This window comes from Bradyrhizobium sp. cf659 (assembly GCF_900113725.1).
In the GTDB taxonomy this organism is placed as follows: domain Bacteria; phylum Pseudomonadota; class Alphaproteobacteria; order Rhizobiales; family Xanthobacteraceae; genus Bradyrhizobium.
This window is the reverse complement of the sequence record NZ_FOQJ01000003.1, coordinates 424,962-449,323: the sequence shown is the minus strand read 5'-3', so window position 1 is coordinate 449,323 and position 24,362 is coordinate 424,962. Positions and strand designations below refer to the sequence as shown.

At 63.7% G+C, this 24,362-nt stretch carries 28 protein-coding genes and 2 tRNA genes; 9 read left to right on the top strand and 21 right to left on the bottom strand.

The features are described from left to right. Positions 1-78: 78 nt before the first annotated feature. Together BM118_RS16235 and BM118_RS16230 are read left to right on the top strand one after the other, a co-directional pair. Positions 79-747: a TRAP transporter small permease subunit gene (locus BM118_RS16235; RefSeq protein ID WP_092186545.1), complete on the top strand. Its 669-nt coding sequence runs from the start codon at positions 79-81 to the stop codon at positions 745-747. Beyond that, the gene (locus tag BM118_RS16230) at positions 744-2,495 is read left to right on the top strand and encodes a TRAP transporter large permease (protein ID WP_092186544.1); all 1,752 of its coding nucleotides are present in this window, start codon (positions 744-746) and stop codon (positions 2,493-2,495) included. The genes BM118_RS16235 and BM118_RS16230 overlap by 4 nt, the downstream gene beginning before the upstream one ends. A gap of 278 nt (positions 2,496-2,773) precedes the next feature. On the opposite strand, the gene BM118_RS16225 is transcribed toward BM118_RS16230, so the two are convergent. From BM118_RS16225 to BM118_RS16210, 4 genes are all read right to left on the bottom strand, one after another. Further along, positions 2,774-3,583 carry a DUF2182 domain-containing protein gene (locus tag BM118_RS16225; RefSeq protein ID WP_244550160.1) on the bottom strand — a complete coding sequence of 270 codons (810 nt, stop codon included), beginning with the start codon at positions 3,581-3,583 and terminating at the stop codon, positions 2,774-2,776. 24 nt (positions 3,584-3,607) lie between these two features. Beyond that, on the bottom strand, positions 3,608-4,240 hold the full coding sequence (locus BM118_RS16220) for a DUF1326 domain-containing protein (RefSeq protein WP_092186543.1): 633 nt from the start codon (positions 4,238-4,240) through the stop codon (positions 3,608-3,610). A 443-nt stretch (positions 4,241-4,683) separates the two neighbouring features. Then, entirely contained in the window at positions 4,684-5,517 is an 834-nt protein-coding gene (locus tag BM118_RS16215) for a nucleoside phosphorylase (protein ID WP_092186542.1), read from the bottom strand. Positions 5,518-5,538: 21 nt separating this feature from the next. After that, entirely contained in the window at positions 5,539-6,207 is a 669-nt protein-coding gene (locus BM118_RS16210) for an ArsR/SmtB family transcription factor (RefSeq protein WP_092186541.1), read from the bottom strand. Between the two features lie 74 nt (positions 6,208-6,281). Here BM118_RS16210 and BM118_RS16205 point away from each other — a divergent pair, with 74 nt between their 5' ends. The 5 genes from BM118_RS16205 (at position 6,282) to BM118_RS16185 (ending at position 10,237) form a co-directional block, all read left to right on the top strand. Then, complete coding sequence (locus BM118_RS16205; RefSeq protein WP_092186540.1) at positions 6,282-7,022, top strand: MBL fold metallo-hydrolase; 741 nt, start codon at positions 6,282-6,284, stop codon at positions 7,020-7,022. A gap of 4 nt (positions 7,023-7,026) precedes the next feature. Then, the gene (locus BM118_RS16200) at positions 7,027-8,319 is read left to right on the top strand and encodes an MFS transporter (protein WP_092186539.1); all 1,293 of its coding nucleotides are present in this window, start codon (positions 7,027-7,029) and stop codon (positions 8,317-8,319) included. Between the two features lie 166 nt (positions 8,320-8,485). Next, positions 8,486-8,704, top strand: coding sequence for an SHOCT domain-containing protein (locus BM118_RS42080; RefSeq protein WP_210189047.1), 219 nt, complete (start codon positions 8,486-8,488; stop codon positions 8,702-8,704). Between the two features lie 45 nt (positions 8,705-8,749). Continuing rightward, the gene (locus BM118_RS16190) at positions 8,750-9,097 is read left to right on the top strand and encodes a DsrE/DsrF/TusD sulfur relay family protein (protein WP_092186537.1); all 348 of its coding nucleotides are present in this window, start codon (positions 8,750-8,752) and stop codon (positions 9,095-9,097) included. 18 nt (positions 9,098-9,115) lie between these two features. Continuing rightward, positions 9,116-10,237 (top strand): cysteine desulfurase family protein, encoded by a 1,122-nt coding sequence (locus tag BM118_RS16185; RefSeq protein WP_092186536.1) that lies wholly within the window; start codon positions 9,116-9,118, stop codon positions 10,235-10,237. Between the two features lie 124 nt (positions 10,238-10,361). On the opposite strand, the gene BM118_RS16180 is transcribed toward BM118_RS16185, so the two are convergent. From BM118_RS16180 to BM118_RS16140, 9 genes are all read right to left on the bottom strand, one after another. Further along, a tRNA-Phe gene (locus BM118_RS16180) sits at positions 10,362-10,437 on the bottom strand. Between the two features lie 185 nt (positions 10,438-10,622). Beyond that, positions 10,623-10,805, bottom strand: a complete 183-nt coding sequence (gene yacG / locus BM118_RS16175) for a DNA gyrase inhibitor YacG (protein ID WP_092186535.1) — start codon at positions 10,803-10,805, stop codon at positions 10,623-10,625. 166 nt (positions 10,806-10,971) lie between these two features. Next, positions 10,972-11,601, bottom strand: coding sequence for a Maf-like protein (locus BM118_RS16170; RefSeq protein WP_092186534.1), 630 nt, complete (start codon positions 11,599-11,601; stop codon positions 10,972-10,974). 317 nt (positions 11,602-11,918) lie between these two features. After that, complete coding sequence (locus tag BM118_RS16165; protein WP_092186533.1) at positions 11,919-12,386, bottom strand: arsenate-mycothiol transferase ArsC; 468 nt, start codon at positions 12,384-12,386, stop codon at positions 11,919-11,921. 6 nt (positions 12,387-12,392) lie between these two features. Next, entirely contained in the window at positions 12,393-12,890 is a 498-nt protein-coding gene (locus BM118_RS16160; protein ID WP_092186532.1) for a UPF0262 family protein, read from the bottom strand. Beyond that, positions 12,887-14,182 (bottom strand): histidinol dehydrogenase, encoded by a 1,296-nt coding sequence (gene hisD / locus BM118_RS16155; protein WP_092186531.1) that lies wholly within the window; start codon positions 14,180-14,182, stop codon positions 12,887-12,889. The genes BM118_RS16160 and hisD overlap by 4 nt, the downstream gene beginning before the upstream one ends. A gap of 281 nt (positions 14,183-14,463) precedes the next feature. After that, positions 14,464-14,907, bottom strand: a complete 444-nt coding sequence (locus BM118_RS16150; RefSeq protein WP_177234441.1) for a DUF2948 family protein — start codon at positions 14,905-14,907, stop codon at positions 14,464-14,466. Between the two features lie 80 nt (positions 14,908-14,987). Then, the gene (locus BM118_RS16145) at positions 14,988-15,647 is read right to left on the bottom strand and encodes an NAD-dependent epimerase/dehydratase family protein (protein ID WP_177234360.1); all 660 of its coding nucleotides are present in this window, start codon (positions 15,645-15,647) and stop codon (positions 14,988-14,990) included. A 26-nt stretch (positions 15,648-15,673) separates the two neighbouring features. Then, positions 15,674-16,612 carry an SDR family oxidoreductase gene (locus BM118_RS16140; protein WP_092186528.1) on the bottom strand — a complete coding sequence of 313 codons (939 nt, stop codon included), beginning with the start codon at positions 16,610-16,612 and terminating at the stop codon, positions 15,674-15,676. Between the two features lie 88 nt (positions 16,613-16,700). Between BM118_RS16140 and BM118_RS16135 the strand changes: the two genes are divergently transcribed. After that, positions 16,701-17,342: a TetR/AcrR family transcriptional regulator gene (locus BM118_RS16135; protein ID WP_092186527.1), complete on the top strand. Its 642-nt coding sequence runs from the start codon at positions 16,701-16,703 to the stop codon at positions 17,340-17,342. Between the two features lie 252 nt (positions 17,343-17,594). Here BM118_RS16135 and BM118_RS16130 read toward each other — a convergent pair whose 3' ends face one another. The 5 genes from BM118_RS16130 to BM118_RS16110 all read right to left on the bottom strand — a co-directional run bounded on the left by BM118_RS16130 (position 17,595) and on the right by BM118_RS16110 (position 21,654). Continuing rightward, positions 17,595-18,419: an alpha/beta fold hydrolase gene (locus BM118_RS16130; protein ID WP_092186526.1), complete on the bottom strand. Its 825-nt coding sequence runs from the start codon at positions 18,417-18,419 to the stop codon at positions 17,595-17,597. A 124-nt stretch (positions 18,420-18,543) separates the two neighbouring features. Beyond that, positions 18,544-19,053 (bottom strand): hypothetical protein, encoded by a 510-nt coding sequence (locus tag BM118_RS16125; protein WP_092186525.1) that lies wholly within the window; start codon positions 19,051-19,053, stop codon positions 18,544-18,546. Between the two features lie 216 nt (positions 19,054-19,269). Then, positions 19,270-19,578 (bottom strand): EthD family reductase, encoded by a 309-nt coding sequence (locus tag BM118_RS16120; protein WP_092186524.1) that lies wholly within the window; start codon positions 19,576-19,578, stop codon positions 19,270-19,272. 128 nt (positions 19,579-19,706) lie between these two features. Continuing rightward, entirely contained in the window at positions 19,707-21,413 is a 1,707-nt protein-coding gene (locus BM118_RS16115) for an FAD-dependent oxidoreductase (protein WP_177234440.1), read from the bottom strand. 40 nt (positions 21,414-21,453) lie between these two features. Continuing rightward, positions 21,454-21,654, bottom strand: a complete 201-nt coding sequence (locus tag BM118_RS16110) for a hypothetical protein (protein ID WP_092186522.1) — start codon at positions 21,652-21,654, stop codon at positions 21,454-21,456. A 318-nt stretch (positions 21,655-21,972) separates the two neighbouring features. On the opposite strand from BM118_RS16110, the gene BM118_RS16105 reads away from it, so the two are divergent. Then, positions 21,973-22,047 (top strand) — tRNA-Thr (locus BM118_RS16105). A gap of 320 nt (positions 22,048-22,367) precedes the next feature. Here the strand turns inward: BM118_RS16105 and BM118_RS16100 are convergent. The 3 genes from BM118_RS16100 to BM118_RS16090 all read right to left on the bottom strand — a co-directional run bounded on the left by BM118_RS16100 (position 22,368) and on the right by BM118_RS16090 (position 23,837). Continuing rightward, entirely contained in the window at positions 22,368-22,742 is a 375-nt protein-coding gene (locus BM118_RS16100) for a hypothetical protein (protein WP_177234359.1), read from the bottom strand. 371 nt (positions 22,743-23,113) lie between these two features. Beyond that, on the bottom strand, positions 23,114-23,482 hold the full coding sequence (locus tag BM118_RS42320; protein ID WP_244550159.1) for a hypothetical protein: 369 nt from the start codon (positions 23,480-23,482) through the stop codon (positions 23,114-23,116). A gap of 151 nt (positions 23,483-23,633) precedes the next feature. Then, the gene (locus BM118_RS16090) at positions 23,634-23,837 is read right to left on the bottom strand and encodes a hypothetical protein (protein ID WP_092186521.1); all 204 of its coding nucleotides are present in this window, start codon (positions 23,835-23,837) and stop codon (positions 23,634-23,636) included. Positions 23,838-24,362 lie beyond the last annotated feature (525 nt).

The window sequence follows — 24,362 nt, the reverse complement described above, 5'->3', positions numbered from 1 at the left end:
CGGCAACGCACCGTTCGGGACGACGGCGGACGGTGCTTTGTCATTTGCTTCTTTCCTCGGATCAATCGGCGGCGACCAATGACCGTCCAAAGATTTCTGCTTGTCGTTGACGAAATCAGCACGTGGTGCGGCAAGGTCGCGGCCTGGCTGATTATCTTGCTGATGGCCGTCGTCTGCGTCGAGGTGTTCAAGCGCTACATCATGAACATGCCGACGGCGTGGATCTTCGATCTTGATAACATACTGTACGGAACCGCGTTCATGCTGTGCGGCGCCTATACGCTGGCGCAGAACGCCCATGTCCGCGGCGACTTCCTCTACAGCTCGATGCGGCCGCGCATGCAGGCGTCGCTGGACATCGTGCTTTATGTGGTTTTTTTTATCCCCGGCATCGCCGCCCTCATCTACGCGGGCTTTGACTACGCTGCCGATTCGTGGCGGATCGCGGAGCATTCGAATGTCACGGCAGACGGGCCGCCGGTTTATCACTTCAAGTCCATGATCCCCATCGCCGGCGGGCTGGTGATGCTGCAAGGCATTGCCGAGATCGTGCGTTGCGTGGTCTGCCTGAGGACCGGCGAATGGCCCAGCCGGCTCAAGGACGTCGCCGAGATCGACGTCATCGAGCAGCAACTCGCTCACAGCGAATATGTCGACGAGGAGTCGCGCAAGATCGCCATCGAGCGGGCGCATGAAATCGACGAGAGTGCGCGCCAGCGCGGCATGGGCGGGGATCTGAACACATGAGCGATCCGGCACTCGGCCTCCTGATGCTCACGCTCATCGTGGTTGTGATCATGATGGGCTTCCCGACGGCGTTCACGCTGATGGGGCTTGGCATAGTCTTCGGCTACATCGCGTTCTATGACCCGACGCATTCCTGGGCCAACAACCGCGTGTTCGATTTGATGGTCGAGCGCACCTACGGCGCCATGACCAACGACGTCCTGATCTCCATCCCGCTGTTCGTGCTGATGGGCTACGTGATGGAGCGCGGCGCGCTGGTCGACAAGATGTTCTACTCGATCCAGCTCGCGTTCCGCCGCGTGCCGGCTTCGCTTGCGGTCGCGACCCTGATCGTCTGCACGTTTTGGGGGATCGCGAGCGGCCTTGTCGGCGCGGTGGTGGTGCTGATGGGCGTTATCGCATTCAATCCCATGCTCAAGGCGGGGTACGACGTGAAGCTCGCCTCCGGCGTCATCACGGCGGGCGGCACGCTCGGCATTCTGATCCCGCCGTCTGTGATGATCATCGTCTATGCTGCGGTGGCCGGTCAGTCGATCGTGAAGCTGTACGCGGCGGCGATGTTCCCCGGCTTCTTTCTGTCGTTCCTGTATCTCATTTACATAGTCGCCTGGGCGCTGATCAATCCGAAGATCGCCCCGCCCTTGCCGGAGGACCAAACGAAGGTTCCGGTGCCGGCGTGGCTGTCGAGGTTCGAAGACACCTATCGTTCACAGACGATCCTGATCTCGCTGATCAAGGGGCTGATCTCTCCGTCGCGGGCAACGCGAATCGACGCGGAAGGCCGTCCCGTCAGCTACTGGATGCTGCTCTCAAGCTTCGGTTACGCGCTGGTGCCATTTACGATCGTCGCCGGCACGCTGGCCACCGTCTGGTGGTACGTCGTTATTCACCAGCAGGCCGCCGTCGAGCTCGCGGTAACCGGCGTGCAGCAATTGGGCACACCCGAGCTGGTTACGAAAGAGGCCACGCCCGCTGAGCAGGGGCCAGGACTCGAATTCTACCTCTGGTTCTGGGGCATCACGGCTGCTTGCGCGCTGTTGCAGGTCCGTTACTACTGGCGGTTCAACGCCGAGCGGCTCTCGATTGTGAAACTGCTGGCCTCGTCGACCATGCCGCTCGGCATTCTCACGGTCGTCGTGCTCGCCGTAATCCTGTTCGGAATCTGCACCGCGACCGAATCCGCCGCCGTTGGCGCCTTTGGCGCATTCTTGCTGGCGCTGCAAGCCCGCACGCTCGACTGGAAGCGTACCAAGGAAGCGGTGTTCCTAACCGCGAAGACCACCGCGATGGTGTGCTGGCTGTTCGTCGGCTCGGCGCTGTTCTCGGCAGTGTTCGCAATTCTCGGCGGGCAGGCGCTGCTTGAGCGATGGGTACTCTCGCTCAACATGACACCGGTGCAGTTCATGCTCCTGTCGCAGGCGATCATCTTCGTGCTCGGCTGGCCGCTCGAATGGACCGAGATCATTATCATCTTCGTGCCGATCTTCCTGCCGATGCTGAAGCACTTCAACATCGACCTGATCCTGTGGGGGACGCTGGTGTTCGTAAACTTGCAGGCGGCGTTCCTGTCACCGCCGGTCGCGATGTCGGCGTTCTACCTCAAGGGCGTCTCACCGAAACATGTCACGCTCAACCAGATCTTCGCCGGCATGATGCCCTACATGATGATCGTCATCCTGTGCATGGTCATCATGTACCTCTGGCCCGGCATGACGCTGTGGCTGCCGAACTATCTGTACGGGGGTTGAGGCGCAGCGGGGAGCTCCGGGCGCTAGTCACACGGAAATGGTGCGCCACTCAAAATAAAACTGCGAACTGCTATATATAATTGAAATATCGATATGATTTTCTGGTTGCTCTTGATGGGGGCCGGGCGCTCGAATGTTGAGCGCCATCAGCCGTATGGCCCTCATCTCAGATGGAGCTTCCTCCGCTAGGGATTGTTAGTTGTCTTGTATTGGATGGCCGAAATTTGCACGGAGACCGTGCGCTGCAATGGCTCGAGCTTGGCGCAAGCCAACACGCATCACACCGTGCGCGCAAGAACGATCGTTCCGAACAGGATAAGGGTCACGCCCGCCGCATAGCTCAGGCTTCGGCCGAACGGAAGCAGTTTCTCGCAGGCGACATAGAGTGCAATGGCGATGATCCAGAGCAAATTCATCACGCCGCTGACGAACAGCAATGCCATTAAGAACCAGCAGCAGCCGACGCAATAGCTGCCGTGGCGAAGTCCCATGCGGAATGCTCCGCTTCTGCCGACTTGCCAGTACCTGCTCAGGAACAGCAGCGGGCTTTGACAGTAGCGAAGACAGGCGCCCTTGAGCGGCGTGAACTGATAGAGCCCGGCGGCCAAAAGAAGAGTGCCGCCCAGAATGGCGCTCGTACTTGCCATCGCCATCGACAGGAGCCAGGTACGTTCGAGCGCCCACTGCGCCAGGACCGCAACGAGACTGAACCCGGCCCATGCCAGGAGGTAGCCGGCGAGAAAGATCCAGACCTCCATCGCGGCGCCAGATGTAGTCTCCTGCCTGCGCTTGACGGTCGCATACAACAGGACGGTGGGCGCCGCGCTCGGCACCATCATCGCGATCATCATCACCCACCACATCGCGAACAGCAGCACGGCATAGAGTGGCGTCCACGGCATTGGCGCCATGTCCGGCATGTCGGCCATCATCTCGGTGTCCATGCCGGCCCCGCTCGCCAGATAGGCCCAGGCCAGCGCCACCACCGCGGCGGTCCCGACCACCACGATCAGGCGGTCGCGCTTAAGCAGGTGTTCAAGCGCCAAATGCCTGCTCATCGGCTTTCCCCGGAAGAGGATGTCGCCCATCGATGGCTCGACTTTGGCGCAGCATCAGGCTGCGACGCCCTCGGGTGTCTGCACGACGGTCGCAAGCGAGCTGTGCGTGCCTTTGGTCTCGAAACTGATCGCCCCCGTCGAGCGGATGTTGGCGGACGCGACCTCGGCAGCCCTGTGCTCGAAACCCTCGGGCACCACCACCTGAATGCGATGAGGAGAACCCGTCACCGGATTCTTGATCGGTTCGACCTCCGTCTCCAACACGCCCTTGGCGACGAGCTTGGCGACGCGTCCGTCCTTGTCGAAGGAAAATTCGAACGGCGCAAAGACGGGATCGTGGACGGTGGTCACGATCAGGCTGAGGATCTGGAACAGCGTGCCCTCGGCGGAATGCTTCCCGGAGAAGATGTCAAACAGCGCCTGGCGCTGGTCCGGCGTTGCGCGCTCATCGATGATCGGCTGCATTTTGCCGTTGCCTTCATGCAGCGCTCCCGGGAAATCGACGGTGGCCGCGAAGCACAGGCCATCGAGGTTGGTCCCCTCGAAATGTCCCTTGGTGATCCGCATGCCGACCAACCCCTTGCAATAGCCCTGGGTCGGCAGGGCATTGAAGTCGCATGGGCAGCCAAACGCGCAAGTACAATTCTTGATCCATTCGCCTTCGAGACGCCAATCCGATGCAGCCATGGCACATCTCCCAATGTGAGGGGACGAGGCAGCCGTTCGATAAGTCGACGTCAAAAAGGTGCGAGCGGGATCGAAATCCGATCAGAAGGTCGGCATCGCAAGGGAATCTGTTGACGCACTGCCATTTGCCGTCCCGATGGCGAAAAGCATATCAGCCGCGACCTGGCGCGTACAGCGAACCCATTCGGCGGAAACGGCAGCCGGATTGGCGGAAGTCCGAAGATCAGAGGGATGGTGCCCAGGGAGGGGATCATACGGAATCACCGACAAAAGGAACCGCTGTTTGTCCTTAGTATGGTGGCGCGAGCGCCTGGGAGGGCGGCGGGGTTTTGCTGCACCGCAAAACCCACAATCGCGGGAGCTTTTCGTTATCGGCGGGCAGGCTGGCCGGGAAGCATCTTTATGGCCTGCTGAAGCCGCCGCTTGTCCGCCTCCCTGGCTATTCAACTTGCTGTTGAAGTGGCCGACCATCCTCGAGCCGCTGCGGCGACGACCGCAAGCGTCGCTTTTGCCCCGTCGGCCTCGCCCTTTTCGAAGTCGCCCTCCGTCTGCGCCATCGCATTCGTGACGTGCGCGAAGCAGACGACGGGACGGCCGCTCGTCGCGCCGAAGGCGTAGAGAGCGGCGGCTTCCATCTCGACAGCAAGCGTGCCCAGATCACGCGCGCGCGCGATCGCCGCTTCGGTTTCGCGGTACGGCGCATCGGTCGTCCACGTCGCGCCCCGATGCAGCGTGATGCCCGGCAGAGCCCGCCCGGCCTGCTCGACATGCGCGAGAAGCGACGTGTCGGGTGCTTCGGCGAAGGTCGAGCCCGGCAGGTAGTGATAGCTCGTCCCCTCGTCGCGCAGCGCGCGGTCGATCAGGACGAAGTATGGCGTGGGTCCGATCGGGGTGATTTGTCCGGCGGACGTGACGCTGACGAGCAGCCGGCAGCCGGACGCGAAGAGCTGCTCGGCGACCAGGACGGCGAACGGTGCGCCGACGGCGCAGCCGACGATACCGATCTCGCCGATGCCGTCGAGATCGAACGCAAGAAGTTCAGTGTGATAGCAGGCCCATCCTTCATGGATGCGGCCGGCGCCGGTCCGCTTGAGGTGACGGACGACATCACCGTCCGGATCCAGCATGCAGATTTCGGGGACAGCGACGAGCGGCAACTGCCTCTGCCGCCGGGCCTCCCTCAGCAGCGCTTCGGGCCGGAACACTGAGGGCGCCTCGTGGTCCTTGACGCTGACGATCGGCCACGCGGATTCTGCGCGATGAGGCTTATCATCCATGATGCACCGGATTCGCTTCTCTTAAGCCACGGACTCGACCGGCAGGCCGGCGGCTTTCCATTCGGGGTAGCCGTCCTCAAGGCGGCGGACGCGATAGCCGCGGGCCCGGAGCGCTGCGACGGCTTCGAACGAAAGGACGCAATAGGGGCCGCGGCAGTAGGCGATCACCTCGCGGCCTTTCGGAAGTTCGCTTAAGCGTCGTTCCAGTTCGGCGAGGGGAATGTTGAGAGCCCCTGGAAGATGGCCCAACGCGAACTCGTCTTCGGGGCGCACATCGAGCACCGCGACCAGATCGTCGTGCAATCGTGCGACCAGATCATCTCGCGACACCGGTTCGAGCGCGTCCCGGGCGTGGAAGTAGTCGGTCACGACGCGGCCGATCTCGGCGATGTTCCGCTCGCCGACGCGACCCAGCGCCTTAGTCAACGCGACCACTTCGACTTCGCCCGCCAGGCGATAGAGAACGTGTTTACCCCGACGCTCCGTCTCGACGAGTCGCGCGCGCCTGAGGATCTGCAGATGGCGGGAGGTGTTGGCGAACGTCAGATGGGCGCGGGCCGATAGCTCCTCGACGCTGCGCACCCCCTGGGCGAGGTGCTCCAACAGCTCAAGCCGGTGCGGATGGCCCAATGCCTGCGCCACCTGGGCAAGGTTCTCATAGATCGCGTGTTTCGGTCCGGTACTTGACACGGCAACTCCTGAATATATCATTCAGCAGATCGATTGAATGTTATCTAGCCGCTCTTAGAGAGGAGTGCAAGTCCATGATCCTCCGCCAGTTCTTGCATAGCGAGCCCGTCGGCATCTCCTACCTCTTCGGCTGCGGCGGCAAGGCGGCCGGCGCGGTCGTGGATCCCGTCGGCGACATTCAGCCCTACCTTAAAGCTGCCGACAATGCCGGCATGCGCATTCACTTCGTCATCGATACGCATGTCCATGCCGACCACCTCTCGCCGGGCCGGGCTCTCGCCGACGCGGCAGGAGCACCCTACGTGCTCTCGTCGGCCGCGGGCGTGTCGTTTCCGTTCAAAGGTGTCGGCGACGGCGAAGTCCTTCCGCTCGGCAACGTCACGGCAACGGTTCTCCATACGCCGGGTCACACACCCGAGCACATCTGCATTCTCGTGACGGACCGGACGCGCGCCGACGAGCCCTGGTTCGTCCTGACCGGTCACACCCTGATGGTCGGCGATCTGGGCCGTACCGAGCTCGCCGTCAGCGCCGAAGAAGGCGCAAGACAACTGTTTCGCAGCGTGAGCAAGCTGAAAGGTCTGCCCGACTATGTCGAGGTACTGCCCGGCGCTTATGCGGGTTCGGTCTGCGGTCGTCGGCTGAGCGGCAAGCCTTGGTCGACCATCGGCTTCGAGAAGCGGCACAACCAGGCGTTCGCGATCGAGGATGAAGCCGAGTTTGTCCGGTTCATGGTCGCCGAGATTCCGCCGGCGCCGCCGGAAGCCGCGAAGATCAGAGCCGCCAATTCGGGCGTCACTGCCGCTGCGGCCTGATGCCATGAGCGAAGCGGTATCCGCTCCACAAGCCGCCTCTTCGGTCAGGTTGGGCCTGAGGGAAAACTGGCCGCAGTTCGCCCTGCTCGTCCTGATCAACGCCTTCGTCGGCGGGATGGTCGGGATCGAGCGAACGGTCGTGCCACTGATTGGCGCCGAGGAGTTCAAGATCGGCTCGACGACTCTTGTCGTCTCCTTCATCGTCAGCTTCGGCGTCGTGAAGGCGTGCGCCAACCTGGTCTCCGGTCAGCTCGCCGACAAGTGGGGGCGCAAGCGGGTTCTGATCCTCGGATGGCTGGTCGGCCTCCCGGTGCCTTTCATGATCATCTGGGCACCAAGCTGGGATTGGGTGATCGCCGCCAATGCCCTTCTCGGAATCAATCAGGGCCTTGCCTGGTCGATGACCGTGATCATGAAGATCGATCTCGTCGGGCCGAAGTCGCGCGGCCTAGCCGTGGGTCTGAACGAGTTCGCCGGCTATCTCGCGGTCGGCGTGACCGCTTACCTTACCGGATATCTTGCGTCGGAGTATGGGCTGCGGCCGGCACCGATCTACCTCGGTGTGGCCTATGCGATCCTCGGCGCCGCGCTTTCGGTCCTTTTGGTGCGCGATACGCGCGCGCACGTCCGATTGGAGATGGCGGCGCATGCACAGCAAGCATCTCCGATCAGTTTCCGGGAGATATTCCTCCTCACGTCGTTCGGGGATCGCAACCTGTTCGCCGCATCGCAGGCCGGGCTGGTGAACAACCTTAACGACGGCATGAGCTGGGGCATCTTCCCGCTGTTCTTCGCTTCTTTCGGTCTCGCCGTCGATCGGATCGGCATTCTGAAGGCCGTCTATCCGGCAACCTGGGGCATCCTCCAGGTCGCCACGGGTCCTCTGTCCGACCGCTGGGGCCGCAAAGGGCTAATCGTTGCCGGCATGTGGGTACAGGCCGCGGGTTTGTTCCTGACCGGGGCAACAAGTCATTTCGAGTGGTGGCTCGTCGGCAGCCTGCTGCTCGGACTCGGCACGGCCATGGTGTACCCGAGCTTGATCGCCGCGGTGTCTGACGCTTCGCATCCAAGCTGGCGCGCGCGCTCGCTCAGCGTCTACCGCTTCTGGCGCGATCTCGGCTACGCGATCGGCGCGCTGTCGGCCGGCATCATCGCGGACAGATTCGGACTTTCAGCGGCGATTGTGTCGATCGCCGCCCTGACGTTCATTTCCGGCGCTGTCGCGGCGGTGTTCATGCGGGAGCGTACAGCGGCTTCGGTTGACCTCGCGCAAAAAGCGAGCCGACCGGCGGAGTAGAGTTGAATTTCTTCAATGATGGAGCAAGCCGATGCAGAAAGTCTTGGTTCAAACGGTCGCTGCTCTCTCCCTCCTGCCTGGGGCAGTATGGGCGCAGGCGCCGTCAGATACTGAACGCTACTACGGGTGGGGTCCGCACATGATGGGATGGGGCGGAGGATACGCCATGATCTTCGGTCCGTTGTTCATGGTTCTCTTTCTCGCAGTCCTGGTTGCCCTCGCGATTGTCCTAGCACGCTGGCTGGGCGGGCTATGGCCAGGAACATATCCGCCACACCAATTGCCGCCCGCGCGCACACCGCTCGATATCCTCAAGGAGCGCTTTGCGCGCGGCGAGATCGACAAGGCGGAATTCGAGGACCGGCGACGCGTTCTCGGCGAGTGACTCGGCGCGCATCCTCAAGCTCGCTTAGCCGGAAAGGGAACGCCGATGCAGATTCTGCTGATACTGAACGACCCACCCTATGGCACCGAGCGGACCTACAACGGCTTGCGCCTCGCTCTCGCCAAGAGCGATCCGGCGATCACCGTGACGGTATTCTTGATGGCCGACGCGGTAGCGGCCGCGAAGTCGGGCCAGAAGACGCCGGACGGCTACTATAATGTGGAGCGCATGCTAAAGGGCGTTCTCGCGGGCAAAGGACAAGTCCTGCTTTGCGGCACCTGCATGGATGCCCGCGGATTCACTGATGCCGAGATACTTAGCGGCGTGAAACGCAGCACCATGGCCGAACTCGCGACCGTGACCGCTTCCGCCCAGAAGGTGTTGGTGTTTTGAACCGCGCGAGGAGCCGGCATGCCGCCGATTTATCTTGACTACAACGCGAGCACGCCGGTGGATCCGGCAGTCGCGGCGGCGATGAGGCCATTGCTGGAGCAGGCCTTCGGCAATCCATCGAGCGGGCATTGGGCGAGCACGCCGGCGAAGGCCGCCCTGGAGCGCGCCCGCGGCCAGGTCGCCGCGCTGATCGGCGCTGCACCAGAGGAGATCGTGTTCACCAGCGGCGGCAGCGAAGCAAACAACCTCGCAATCAAGGGTACGTTCTTCGCGCCGAACCGCCAAGGGGCGCATATCATCACCTCGGCAATCGAGCATCCGGCTGTGCTCGCTCCCTGCCGATTTCTCGAGCGTTTCGGCGCCTCGGTTACTTATGTACCAGTGGACCGGACCGGCCGCGTCGATCCGGAGGACGTCCGCCGGGCAATCACTCCGCAGACGTTCCTAATCAGCGTCATGCACGCCAACAACGAGGTCGGCACCATCCAGCCGATCGAGGGGATCGGCGAGATCGCGCGGGAGCACGGCATCCGTTTTCACACCGACGCAGCGCAGTCGGTCGGAAAGATCTCGACCAACGTCAACGAACTCAGCGTCGATCTATTGTCGATCGCTGGTCACAAGCTCTATGCGCCGAAAGGCGTCGGCGCACTCTACGTGCGCGGCGGCCTCGAATTGGAGCCGTTGATCCACGGCGCTGGCCATGAGCTAGGCCGGCGCGCCGGAACCGAGAGTGCGCTGCTTGCCGTAGGACTCGGAACGGCTTGCGTGCTGGCTGCGGACCTTGCTCCGATGGAACGCATCCTGGCTCTGCGTGATCGTCTTTGGCAGGCGCTGCAAGATCGCTTCGGCGAGCGCGTCGTGCTCAATGGCCATGCGACATATCGCTTGCCCAACACCCTCAACATGTCGTTCGTCGGCAAGGTCGGCTCGGATATCCTTGCACAGCTCAGTGATGTGGCGGCATCGACGGGTTCGGCGTGCCATTCGGGACGCGTTGAACTCTCGCCCGTTCTGGCCGCGATGGGCGTGCCAGAGAGGATCGGCATGGGAGCGATCCGTTTCAGCTTGGGAAAGACCACCACATCGGACGAGATCGATGCCGTGGTCACACGTCTAGCCTGGATCGTATCGGCCTGATCGCTTGCGCGGCAAATCATTTGCCAGTCTGAAAGCGCCGTTTCTCCACCAAGAGGAGGACAGGCTCGTTCGTGCAATCGCTCGCGGCGTACAGGATCGTGCTCTAGCGTGGAAAAGCGCAGTTTGGTGCCCAGGGGCGGAATCGAACCACCGACACTGCGATTTTCAGTCGCATGCTCTACCAACTGAGCTACCTGGGCGTGCTGAGCGAAGGACCCAAGGCCCATCGAGCGGGCGGTTTATAGTGGGCTGAAGGCGGCCTGTCCACCCGGCTTCGCCAAGTGTCTACGCCGGGCGCGGCCCGGCTGTGTACAAGGTGGGGTGGGCTTGCTGCGGCTGGCGCGGGGCGTACCGGTCGCCCCTATAAATAATTGATATTACTTAACTATTCTTCGCCATCCGCTTCGTCATCACGACCGGGGATGACGTAGGAGCCCTTCAGCCAGCGGTTCAGGTCGACGTCGCGGCAGCGCGAGGAGCAGAATGGGAGGGTGGCCTGCACCGCGGGCTTGCCGCAGATCGGGCAGGTTTTGAGCGGCCCAGCGGGCTTTTTGACCTGTTCGTCCATGATGTCGGCAGCTTACACGGGGTGAGAAAGTCTAGGAGCCTGTCGGTAAAGGGGTTCTTCGGGCGGACGCGCAGGCGTCGCGGCCGGGGTCCCGCGGGCCAATTCTACTGTGCATGGGGTTGTTTTCGAGATTTTTGTTAAGACCCGCCCGACGCGGCATTCGCGTTCACACGGCGGTGGCGTTGAGCCAGCCGAAGCGGATCGGAAAGCCTTCGCCGCCAAGCAGCGTCGTGGTCTCGTAGAGCGGCAGGCCGACGACGTTGCTGTACGACCCCACCATCTTCACCACGAAGGAGCCGGCGATGCCCTGCACGGCGTAGCCGCCGGCTTTGCCGCGCCATTCGCCGGAGCCGATATAGGCCTGGATGTCGTCCTCCGACAGGCGCTTGAAGCGGACGCGGCTCTCGACCAGGCGCTGGCGGAAGGCCTCGCGCGGCGTGACGAGGCAGATCGCGGTGTAGACGCGGTGATTGCGGCCCGAGAGCAGCCGCAGGCACTGCGCCGCCTCGTCCACGAGGTTGGCCTTGGGCAGGATGCGGCGGCCGACCGCCACCACCGTGTCGGCGGAGAGGATGAAGGCGCCGCGCAATTCGTCGTCGAGCTGCACCGATTTCAGCGCCGCATCCGCCTTGGCCCTCGCGAGGCGATTGGCGCAGGCGCGCGGCAGCTCGCCCCGCTTCGGCGTCTCGTCGACGTCGGCCGGCCGGAGCGCATCCGGCTCGATGCCGGCCTGGTTGAGCAGCGACAGGCGCCGCGGCGAACCGGAGGCAAGAACGAATTTGGGGCGACCGAGCATCAGGTGATTTGGGGGATGAAGCAGGGGGTGAATTGCGCGCGGAACCTATCGGAAGGGGGCTGATTTCACAACCCGGGAACCCGAGGTTTGGTGATTCGAGGTTTCCGATATGCCTGTGCCCTCAGTCTGTGACGCGGATGTTACGCCGGCTCTTCGCCTCTCCCCGCTTGCGGGGAGAGGCCGGAGCGCATCGCAGATGCGGTCCGGGTGAGGGGGGCTCTCCGCGAGTCGAACTGCCGCCGTGATTGCGGAAACAGCCCCTCACCCCACCCTCTCCCCGCAAGTGCGGGGCGAGGGAGCGAAACTGCAATCGTCCCTCATTCGCTCGCCGCGCCCACCTTCGCGAACCGCCGGCGGATGCGCAGCAGGAGCTGGTCGCAGACGTCGCGGTAGGCGGCGAGCTTCTGGTCGCGGCTGCCTTCGATGGTGGTGGGATCCTGGGTCGGCCAGTATTCGACGTCGGCGGCGAGCGTGCGGGTCAGCTCCAGCGCCTTGTGATGCGCCTCCGGCGACAGCGTGATGATGAGGTCGAAATTCAGCCCCTCCCAGTCCTCGAGCTCCTCGAAGGTCTGCGGCTTGTGGGTGGAGATGTCCTGGCCGAGCTCGGCCATCACGCTGACCGCGAACGGATCGAGCTCGCCGCGCCTCGCGCCGGCCGACTTCACGTAGAGGCCCTGCGGAAACATGTGCCGCAGCAGGCTCTCGGCCATCGGCGAGCGCACGCTGTTCATCGCGCAGGCGAACAGCACCGATTGCGGATCGCGTGCGCGTGGGGGCGCAGCCATCCGCGTTTATCCCTTCCAGTGCAGAACAGTAATGAGCGTGAACAGCCGGCGCGAGGTCTCGAAGTCGACCCGCACCTTGCCCTTCAGCCGCTCCTGGAGCGTGCGCGATCCCTCGTCATGGATGCCGCGGCGGCCCATGTCGATGGCCTCGATCTTGTCCGGCGTCGCGGTGCGGATCGCCTGGTAATAGCTGTCGCAGATCATGAAATAATCCTTCACGATCCCGCGGAACGGCCCCAGCGACAACAGATGCACGACCACAGGCGTGTCGTTCTCGCGGCGAATGTCGAACATCAGGCGGTTGCCGGTGATGCCGATATGCAGCGTGAACGGCCCCTTCCCGTCGGCGCCCTCCGGCGCGAACAGGTTCTGCTCGATCAGGTCGTAGATCGCGATCGCGCGCTCGTGCTCGATGTCGGGCCCGGAACGGCCGATCGATTCCTCGTCGAGGGTGACCGCGACGATGCGATTGTTGGAGTCGTCCTGTTCGGGCGGCTTTGTCATGACAGATTGAGGCGCAATCCAATCGAGCGCGAATGGGCATCCAGCCCTTCCGCCTTGCCAAGCGTCATCGCGGCAGGTCCGAGCGCACGCAGCTGATCCGGACCGCATTTCAGGATCGAGGTGCGCTTGATGAAGTCGTGCACCGAGAGGCCCGAGGAGAACCGCGCCGAGCGCGCCGTCGGCAGCACGTGATTGGAGCCGCCGACATAATCGCCGATCGCCTCCGGCGTATGCGCGCCGAGGAACACCGCACCCGCATTGCGGATTCTTGCGGCGAGCGCGTCAGGGTCTGCGGTCATGATCTCGAGATGCTCGGCGGCAATCGCATCCGCGAGCGGGATGGCATCGTTGAGGTTCTTCACCATGATGATGGCGCCGAAATCGGCCCAGGAGGCGCTCGCGATCGCGGTGCGCGGCAACGTCTTCAGCTGCGCCTCGACCGCCTTCTCGACATCGGCGGCAAGGCGCGCCGAATCGGTGATCAGGATCGATTGCGCGCTCGTGTCGTGCTCGGCCTGCGCCAGCAGGTCGGCGGCGATCCAGTCGGCATTGCCGGTGTCGTCGGCAATGACCAGCACCTCGGAGGGACCGGCGATCATGTCGATGCCGACCTTGCCGAACACCAGCCGCTTGGCGGCGGCGACATAGGCGTTGCCGGGGCCGACGATTTTTGCGACCGGCGCGATAGTGGCGGTGCCGTGCGCGAGCGCGGCGACGGCCTGCGCGCCGCCGACGCGGTAGATCTCGGTGACGCCGCCCAGCTTCGCCGCCGCCAACACCAGCGGATTGAGCTTGCCGTCGGGCGCGGGCACCACCATCACGAGGCGCGAGACGCCGGCGACCCTCGCGGGCACCGCGTTCATCAGCACCGAGGACGGATAGGCCGCAGTTCCCCCGGGCACGTAGAGGCCGGCGGATTCGATCGCGGTGTAGCGCCAGCCGAGCTCGACACCGAGCGGGTCGGTGAAGCGCTCGTCCTTCGGCAATTGGCGGCGATGGTAGGTCTCGATGCGGTCCCGCGCGAGCTTGAGCGCATCCAGCGTCGCGGCATCGCAGGCCTTTTCCGCGGCCTCGATCTCGGCGGCCGAGACGCGAAGACCGGATGCGTCCAGCGTCAGCCGGTCGAACTTTGCCGTGGCCTCGAGCAGGGCCGCGTCGCCGCGCCTCGCCACGTCGTCGACGATCGCGCGCGCGGCGGCCTCGACGTCGGCCGAGACCTCGCGCTTGGCGGCGAGGAAGGCCGCGAATCGCTGGTCAAAATCGGCGCTGTTGCGGTCGAGGCGAACGGGCATGTCTGGCTTGGCTTCTGGCTGGTTTCTCGGGGCGGATTGGCGCACCAGGTCCCCTGCTCAATGGCGCGGCGGCCTCCCGCCGTCAACCCTTGGCAGGTGTCGTCGTTATCGGTCGTCGTCCTGCTTTGACGTCGTCCTGGCGAAAGCCGGGACCCATTACCCCAAGTCTTTGTTATTGAAACAGGATGTGACCCCAGCCCATTCTATCATAGCCGCCGGTGGCTATGGATCCTGGCTTTCGGCAGGACGACGGCTGAGGGTTTGACGCGGTATGACCATCCTCACCCCTCCCCTTCGATCCCCGTCCCAAGTTCGTCCGCCCCGAGATCGGTCAGCTCGCATTCCAGGCATTCTACATCGAGGCGGATGGCGCCGCCCTGGGCGAACAAGAGCAGGGCGCTGCCGCCGGGCTCCTCGTTGCGGCCGTCCTGGGAATGAAACTCGATCCCGACAAGGTCCAGAACCTTGTCCGGAGCCCCGATGTCGATGTTGCGCGATTTGCAGGCAAGCACGCGGTCGAAGCGGAGCGCGGCGACCAGCCGGCGCGGCTCGGCCTCGCCGTCCAGCGTCTGCTCCCAGTCCAGCCGGCTCATGCCGACCACCAGCCGCTTCTCGCTCTGCCGCCAAATAATGTCGGCGGCCTGCACCCGGGCATCCTGCACATGGGTGGAGATCACGGCGAGATCGTCGGCATCGAGCGCGATCAGTTTGAGCTGGGGCGACATCGCCGGCATTTCTCCTCGGGGCGGACACGGCCCAACGCGCGCGGCCGCGGAAATTTCCCTAGACCTAACAACCCGGCGAACTAGAGGCTATTGATATCCTCCATCTCCAGCACCTTGCGCGGATACCCCTGCCGGGCGACGCGGATCATGGCGCGGCCCATTTGCTCGGTGGAGGTGACGAGCCGCGGCGAAATCCGGCGCAGCACCGACCAGAGTGGCCCGGTTGCGGTATACACGGCCTGCACCCAGGCGGTCTTGGAGCGGGCACCATGCAGGGGCTGGATCGCGCCGGGCCGGAACATGTAGGCGCCCTTGAACGGCAGCTTGAGCAGATCGTTCTCGGTCTTGCCCTTGACCCGCGCCCACATCCGCGGGCCCTGCTCGGTAGAATCGGTGCCGGCGCCGGTGACGTAGGTGAAGGTCATCTGCGGATTGAGTCTCGCCAGCGTCGTCGCAACGGCGAGCGTGAGGTCGTAGGTGAGATGACGGTAGCGCTCCTCGCTCATGCCGATCGAGGAGACGCCGAGGCAGAAGAAGCAGGCGTCGAAGCCGCTGAGTTGAGACTCGATCGCCGAATAATCCAGGAAATCGTCGTGGATGATCTCGGTGAGCTTGGCGTTGCGCACGCCGGTCGGGCTGCGGCCGACCACGAGCACGCGGTCGATGCCGGCATCGACCAGGCACTCGCGCAAGACGCCCTGCCCGACCATGCCGGTCGCGCCAAAGATGATGACTTGCATCGGGACGTCCCCAACAGCGTCGCGGCTCATGCGGCGACCGCGATCGCGTCGAAGGATACACCGGTCAGCGTTGCCGAGACATCCCACAGCATGGCCGCCGCAGCGAAATCCTTGGCCTGCGGCATGATCTTCGCCGGCGCTGGCGGCCCCTTCAATTCGTAGAACCCGTTCGGACCGTAATAGCCGCCGGGCTCAGGCGCTGGAGATGTCGCCGCGAACAGCGTGGGCAGCGCGCCCTCGGCAGCGGACTGGCTGATCAAGGGTTGAAGCCACCGTCCCACCCGCCACGAGAGGGTGTTGGCGCCCGGCCCGTTCGAAATGAGATCGGTCCGCGCGTAGCCGGGATGAGCGGCAAGGCTCGTCACGCCCCAGCCGGACGCGAGGCTGCGACGCTGCAACTCCAAAGCAAACATCAGCATCGCCAGCTTGGACTGGCAATAGGCCCGCCACGGACGATAGGAACGCTGGCCTTGCAGATCGTCGAAATTGATCGCGCCGGAGCGGTGCGCAAGGCTCGAGAGATTGACGACACGCGGCGCCTTCGCCCGACGAAGCTGCGGCAACAGGCGCGCCGTCAGCGCGTAATGTCCGAGATAATTGGTGCCGAGCTGCATCTCGAAGCCATCCTCGGTCTGCTGCCGTTTCGGCAGCGCCATCACGCCGGCATTGTTGACGAGGAGGTCGAGCTGCTCGTTGCCGGCGGCAAAGCGCCTGGCGAAATCGGCGACGGAGGACAGGCTGGCGAGGTCGAGATGCTCGTAGGCGATCAGCGCATTGGGAAACCGCTCGCAAATGCCCTCGATCGCCCGCAGGCCCTTTGCGTCGTTGCGTCCGGTGAGTATGACAATGGCACCGGCGCCCGCCAGGGCCATCGCCGTTTCGTAGCCGAGCCCGCCCGTCGCGCCGGTCACGACGGCGGTCCTGCCGCTGAGGGAGGGAATGTCTGCCGTGGTCCAGTCAGTCATGCCGTAGCTCCAGGCTATCAGGGGGTGGAAAAGGCTTGCGACCGGTCTAAATGTGCACTAGGTGCAAATTTGCAAGAGGTGAAATAATTTGAAGGCTTCAAAGCACGCCAGGAAACGCGCCAAGCCCTTGTCCTCCGGAGAAAAATCGCCGGCGGGGCCCGGCCTGCGCGAGCGCAAGCAGCAGCAGACCCGCGAGCGGCTGAAGCGCGCGGCGATGGCGCTGTTCCTGGAGCGCGGCTTCGAGGCCACCACCATCGACGACGTCGCGGCCGCTGCCGATGTCTCGCGCCGCAGCTTCTTCCATTATTTCGCCTCGAAAGAGGACGTGGTCGCCGCCTGGCAGGAGGATGCCGCGGCCGCGCTGGTCGCCGGGATTCTCGCACGGCCTGCGGACGAAACCATGCTGACGGCGGCGGAGAATGCGATCGCGGCGGCGGTCAAACGGATCGATCCGACTGAAGCGGCCGCGATGTCGCGGCTCAAGCGCGACAATCCCGCGCTCCACGCGCGCGACCAGCTCAAATACGAAAAGCTTGAGCGCGCGCTCGCGGACGGGCTTGCGCAGCGCTCCGGCCGCAAATCGGACCGGCTGAAGGCGCGGCTCGTCGCCATGATCGCCACCGGCGCGATGCGCGTCGGCGGCGAGAGCTGGATCTGCGAAGGTGCGCGGGAGAAGCCGGAGGCTTTCGTGAAGCGCACGTTCGATGCGATCAGGGCGATATTGAAGTGAGAGTTCTTCTTCCTTCTCCCCTTGCGGGAGAAGGTGGCATAGGCGGCCTTCGGCCGCCGTTCCTAGGAACGCCGATGCTTCGCATCGGCTACGGCGCCGGATGAGGGGTTGCTTCAACGCATTCAAACGCAAGAGAGTCACTCGTGGAGGCAACCCCTCACCCGTCCCGCCGCTGCCGCGGCGAGCCACCCTCTCCCGCAAGGGGGGAGGGAAGAGAGCGTCGCGGAACGAGCACCAGGCTATCGCGCGACCTCACTCCTTGAAGAACGCCAGCAGGTCCGCGTTGATGGTCTCGGCGTGCGTGGTCGGCATGCCGTGGGGGAAGCCCTTGTAGGTCTTCAGGATACCCTTCTTGAGCAGCTTGGCGGACAACGGCGCGGAGTCGGCGTAAGGCACGATCTGGTCGTCGTCGCCGTGCATCACCAGCACGGGCACGTTGATCTTCTTCAGATCCTCGGTGAAGTCAGTCTGCGAGAATGCGACGATGCCGTCGTAATGCGCCTTGGCGCCGCCCATCATGCCCTGGCGCCACCAGTTCTGGATCACCGCTTCCGACGGTTTGGCGCCGGGACGGTTGTAGCCGTAGAAGGGACCTGCGGCGATGTCGCGGTAGAAGGCCGAGCGGCCGGCCGCGAGCTGGACCTGGAAATCGTCGAACACGCTCTTCGGCAGGCCGCCGGGATTGGCCGCCGTCTGCACCATCAACGGCGGCACCGCGGAGAGGATCGCCGCCTTCGCCACCCGGCTCTCGCCGTGGCGCGCGATGTAGTGCACGACCTCGCCGCCGCCGGTGGAATGGCCGACGTGGATGGCGTTCTTCAGGTCGAGATGCGCGGTGACCGCCGCAAGATCGTCGGCATAGTGATCCATGTCGTGGCCGTCGGCGACCTGCGCCGAGCGGCCGTGGCCGCGGCGGTCATGGGCGATGACGCGGTAGCCGCGGGTGACGAAGAACATCATCTGCGCGTCCCAGTCGTCCGACGACAGCGGCCAGCCATGGCTGAACACGATCGGCTGGCCCGCGCCCCAGTCCTTGAAAAAGATCTCGACGCCGTCTTTGGTGGTGATGGTGGGCATTGCAGGGCTCCTTCAGTGAAAATCATTCCGGGGCCCGCGAACCGCGAGCCGGCGACATGAAGATGGTTGTGCGATGTTCCAGGGGCGATGCCTCGCACCGCCCGCGACGACGAGAATCGGGCGATCAGGCAAACGTCATCGGCTTGAAGCGGCGCCAGGCGCCGATGGTGAGCACCACGAAGAACACCAGCACGATGCCCTGCACCACGGCGAACACCGGGCCGGACGGCGGCGCCGGCGGCACGGCGGGTGCGAGCGCGGCGAGCGCCGGCACCTTCAGGAACGACTGGATCACCAGCACGAAGACGTTGAAATACAGCGAGATCATCGCGGTCACGATGTAGACCGGACGCCAGACGCCCGCGAGCTTCATGCCGTAGAGCGCGATGCAGGCGATCGCGAGCAGCACCAGCGAGATGATGCCGATGATGTGCGAGGGCAGCAGCTTCTCGAACGGAAACAGGAAGCCGGTCACGCTGGTGAGGATCGTGAACAGCAGGAAGATCGCGGTGAGGCCCGGCATCGGCTTCGAACCAAGCAGGCCGAACATCGCGACGAGGCCGGCGACGATGGCGATCAGGCTGATGATGACATGGACCATCGTGAAGGCGGGCAAGCTCAACCCAAGAACCATGACATCTCTCCTACTCTCTGCATTGAGATCCGCGAGATGGTATTACGGTCCTCATCGAATTTCCACATGCGTTGTCGCCGCACGCATGCACGAAGCCATGCGTCGTCGTGCGAATCGACAAACGCATGGCTGGATTTTTTGCATCGCTGTCACAAGCGACGGCAGTTTGCAGATCTTCGACGAAAGTTGAATCGAATTGGCGAGGCGCTTCGCGACTCACACTTCCTTGGTGTCGAAGATCAGCAGGTCGGCACCGCCGCTGGCGAATTTCGGCACATCAGCGCCGGTCGCCTTGCCTTCCGGGCTGCCGAATGCCGCTTGGATGTCGGCCACGCTGTCGAAGGTGAGAATGGCGACGAGGTGGATTCCGGAAGGACCTGCGGGAGATGCGACCGGCCCCTTGCTGACGGCGTATTTCTTCAGGCCGGGCAGTTTCTTGGCGAGCGGAATGTGGGTCTCGACGTAGTACTTGTCGAAGACCGCAGCATCCTTGGGCGTCTTGTAGAGCACGACGATTTCAGCCATTTAGTCCTCCCAGTTGAATCTTTTGTTCGTTCCACGGGCGATGCGCCTCGCGGGCGCGACGAGTGTCCGTGGGACACGGCGCGATGGCAAGCCTCATTCGACTTGCCATTCCCTTGTCTTGTCCTTGTCTAAAGCGCCGGTTTTGCGGCGTCGCCGAGATAGCCATGCAGGGAGGCAACGACCTGCGCGCCCTCGCCGATGGCGCCGCCGACGCGCTTGACCGAGCCGGAGCGAACGTCGCCGACGGCATAGACGCCGGGCACGGAGGTCTCGAGCGGCGCGACGAGCCGGCCCAGATTCTGCTCGGACTGCGCGCCTGTGACGACGAAGCCGCCGCGATCGAGCGTCACGCCGCAGCCGTCGAGCCAGCCGGTGGCGGGATCGGCGCCGACGAACAGGAAGAGATTGCGGATGTCGGCGAAATCCTCGTCGCTCGACAGCCGGCTCTTCCAGCGGATGCGCCGCAGCAGCGAGGCCTCGTCGCCCTCGAGTGCCGTGATCTCGGTGTTGAACATCAATTCGATGTTCGGCGTCGCTTCGATGCGCTCGATGAGATAGCGCGACATGCTGGCGCCGAGACCGCCGCCGCGAATGATCATCAGCACCTTCTTGGCGTGACCCGACAGGAACACGGCGGCCTGGCCCGCCGAATTGCCGGCGCCGACGAGGGCCACCTCCTCGCCAGCGCAGAGCCGCGCCTCGACCGGGGACGCCCAGTACCAGACGCCGCGGCCCTCGAACGTGTCGAGATTTGCGATCTCCGGCCGGCGATAGCGCGCGCCGCTCGCGACCACCACCGCGCGCGAGCGCAATGTGTCGCCGCAATCCAGCGCGAGCCCGAAGGTGCCGGCACGGCGCGAACAGTCCAGCGACTTCACCGACATCGGGATCATGATCTCGGCGCCGAACTTCTGCGCCTGGGTGAAGGCACGGCCAGCCAGGGCCTGGCCCGAGATGCCGGTCGGAAAGCCCAGATAGTTCTCGATCCGCGCGCTGGCGCCGGCCTGGCCGCCGAAGGCGCGGGTGTCGAGGACGGCGACGGAGAGACCTTCGGAGGCCGCGTAGACCGCGGTCGCGAGTCCCGCCGGCCCGCAGCCGACGATCGCGACGTCGTAGATCCGATCATCCTTCGCTCCGCCGATCATGCCGATGGCGCGCCCGAGCTCGATCTCGCTGGGATTGCGCAGCACGCGGCCGTCGGCGGTGACGACCAGCGGCCAATCCTCCGGCTTCGGCGAATAACGCGCGATCACCTCGGCCGCGTCGTGCTCGCTGTCGGCATCGAGCAGATGATGCGGCTGGCCGTTGCGGGTGAGGAAGCCCTGCAAGCGCACCACGCCGGCGGAGTTCGACGGCCCGATCAGCACCGGGCCACCGACGCCACCCTGGATCAGGCTGACCCGGCGCAGGATCAGCGCGCGCATGATGCGCTCGCCGAGCTCGGCCTCGGCGACCAGCAGGGCGCGCAGCCGGTCCGGCGGGATCAGGAGCACCTCGACATCGCCCTCGGCGCGTCCGTCGACCAGCGCCGGCCTGCCCGAGAGCTGGCCGAGCTCGGCCAGGAACTGGCCGGGTCCCTGGTCGATCACCGGGGTGACATGACCGAGCCCGTCACGCTGGGTGATGGCGACGTGGCCCTTCAGGATGACGAACATGCCGGGCCCCGGCTTGCCGGTCTCGAACAGCAGCTCGCCATCCGAATAGGTGCGGAGCTCGCCGAAATGCCCGATGCGCTCGATCTCTGCCGGCGTCAGCGCCGGAAAGGTCTGCTCGGGGCGCGTGAACCGCAACATCAGCGCGTCACGGTCGTTTCGTTGCTGTCCGTCTTGCCCCATTGCCACGTCGCTCAACTCCAAAATTTCCAGCCGCCGGATTTTAACCGCCGGTCTTGCCCGCGGTCCCCTCATTTAGGGAACCATCTTCGTTCTGCGAGGGGTCGGCGCTTGCGGCGCGTTCGCGCGCCTGCAGCTTCCGCCGCTTCAGGTTTTCGCGCAGCGCTGATTTCAGCCGGTCGTCCCGGGACGACCTCGCCTGTCTCGAATCCTGCCTCGTGCTCTTGTCGTTCTCGTCAGCCATCACCGGTCCATTGCAGCGGTCGGCGATAACATGCCCCATGAACGTGGCAGCTCAAGAGGCCCGCGCGATCCGATCGTGCGAAACTCCAAAATGAGTCGAATCCGGTAGCCCGGCCAACTGGCCAGTTGGGTGGGGAAATCGGAACCCGAATCGACGGAAAGTCGGCCGCTTCGAGCAAAAACAGCCGTTTTGACCCCGATATCGGCCCGATTTTCTCGTTTTGACGGAGCTAGCAAGCTTGCACAGGAGGGGGGCTTGTGGCAGATATCGGCCCGCTTGGTAGGCCCTTTGTGGCGGCCGATTCTTATCCCAGCACATGCTGCCGTAGCTCAGTGGTAGAGCACTCCATTGGTAATGGAGAGGTCGACAGTTCAATCCTGTCTGGCAGCACCATCCATCCCATTGGATGCATTGATCTTCTTGAAAATTCGGTCCTGAGTGCCACACAGACCAATGGTTTCCCTAAAACTTCGCATGGATAAGCATGATTCGAGGCTCCGGTTTCGGAGCTTGAATCAGGTCTCGGGCAGCACCATCAACCGCCCCGCTCCGCTTTCGGCGGCATAGCGGACTTGGCCGCGCTGCTATTGGCGACCCGGTCGCGAATGACCTTAGCTGAACTGGCGCTTTGGCCTGAGATCCACTTTCGCCGAATGCTGTCATTGACCTAACAAGCCAAGGCGAGCCGCGCTCTCGAAACGAGAGCTGCCGGATCACTGTGAATTTCGATTCTTGCTTGCTCCCCTCAACCGCGTCGAAGCTGACGGCGATTTCACCCACTCTGCCATCTGGATGCAGGTGAGAAGATCGACATAGCTCTGGCTTCCGCCGGCTGTGGCTTCACCTTCGCAGCTGTCACGAACGGGAACGGAAGCAGTGCCCCAAACCGTACCGAGCTGCTTCTGTGCAGTTGTCTCATCGCGCATGCAGTCGGCAAAGCTCTGAGGCAGGGCAAGCCCCATTGCCTTGTCGTCAGCCGCGGTGGCCTTGCATAGCGCTTCCACCTTCAATTCGGGGACGCGATCGGAAACGGGCATCACAAACAATTGGCTTCCGAGGAGCGCTGCAGATAATGCCGCTATATTCATCTTGACCTCCTTCAAGCGCTACGAATTGAACTCAGAATGCCACAAAGAAGCACTCCGTCAGAACTGGCCTGGTTGAGCTGGAGGACTAGGCCAATCGGATCGCAGGTTGTTCCTGTTGTTGCGATCAAATAGGTCTTGCCTGCACACAAAGCCGCTCTGGCAACTATCCACCAGAGGTGTGGCCTGGCGAACGCCGGGGGCCGTCGCGACTTTTGCGCGCGACGTCTTGGCAGAGGCGCCCGTTGCCACGGCCACCGCAAGGGCGCAAAGTACAGCAACCCAGCACGTCTTCCTCATAATGGGGTCCTCCTTCGATCGCCGACGACGCCAGACGATTGCGCGGCGGCCTGATTGCTCAGTCACCATAGCTACTAGCGTTCAGTAACAAGGCGGATACGGATCGTAGCCGCAGCGAGGCGCGGATCCTTCGAGAAATTGTCACTGCCTGATCCCCAGTCGTCGACAATACGGCTGGTGAGATCATGGCCGGCCGCGCGCACGGGGCGATCGGCGAAGACGATTGCATTCGGCGAGACTCCGGTCAGCACCAGCTTGCCGCTCTGCAGCGCGGCACTCTTGGAGTTCAGTACGAAAAGCGATGGCACCACCTCTGACTTGGCGGCTCCGATGGTTTTCTGCAGCGGAACGTGAGCGGGAGGTGCCGTTTGGGCAACTGCCGTGCCCGTGATTGCGACGGCGGCAAAGGTGACGATGAGGACGCGCAATGCAGCGAGACACATGCGAGATCTCCGGCACTCGGTGAACGTCGCGTACACCGAGACACGACGTTACGGGAGCGGCGTTGATCCAGATCAAGCTGGCGCCGGCGCTCTCCATCACCCTCGCATCGCGAGGGCCCGAAGGCGCCAGATTATCGCGCCCCGCCTGCCGCTAATTGGAGCGGGAAAGGCTGTTTCGTGGAGCGGACGGAAGCTCGAGCGAGCGGCTCACGTCGCTCATTGCCGGGAATTCTCCGACCAGGAGCCTTGCGAAATAGGCTCTCAACAAGTGGTCGAAGGTCAACTCTGCTTCGCTGCCGCCGCGGCCCTCAAGGCTGACGTTATCGGCAATCCCACCAAGTACTTGTTGCGCCATGGCCTGCCTCCTCGAAGCAGCACACCACCCGGATGCCTCTTTTCCTCGTTGTTGTCAGTAAGAGATACGCCACGATCGATCGGTTTGATCCATCTCAAATGACCTGCGCATTATTGAACGGGAAGCAAAGGCGACCGCGCATCGGCGTCAGCCTTGATAAAGGCGCAACAGGTGTTGCCGCTGGCGTCCAGAGAGATCGTCAGCGCGATGTAGGTACTACGACGTAGGTACTACTTCGTTATCATCCGCCTCGGTGGCGCGGTCGGCGCAGGCGCTGCCGGCGAGATGACAAACGTCACCCTGGCATTCCAGCCCTCGGGCCGGCTTTCCGCAGCGAATTCCTTGTAAGCCTTGAAGTTGAGGTAGCCCTGCAGGGATCAGGTCGCCAAAGCCCGTCACTGAATCGCTGAGAGAATCGAAGCGCGAAAACGGAATTGAGCCCAGTTGCAAGCGAACCCGTCACCAGGGCGTTGAGCGAGGCCGTATTGGCACCGTAGATTCCGATCAGGCTGGCGGAGGCCTGAC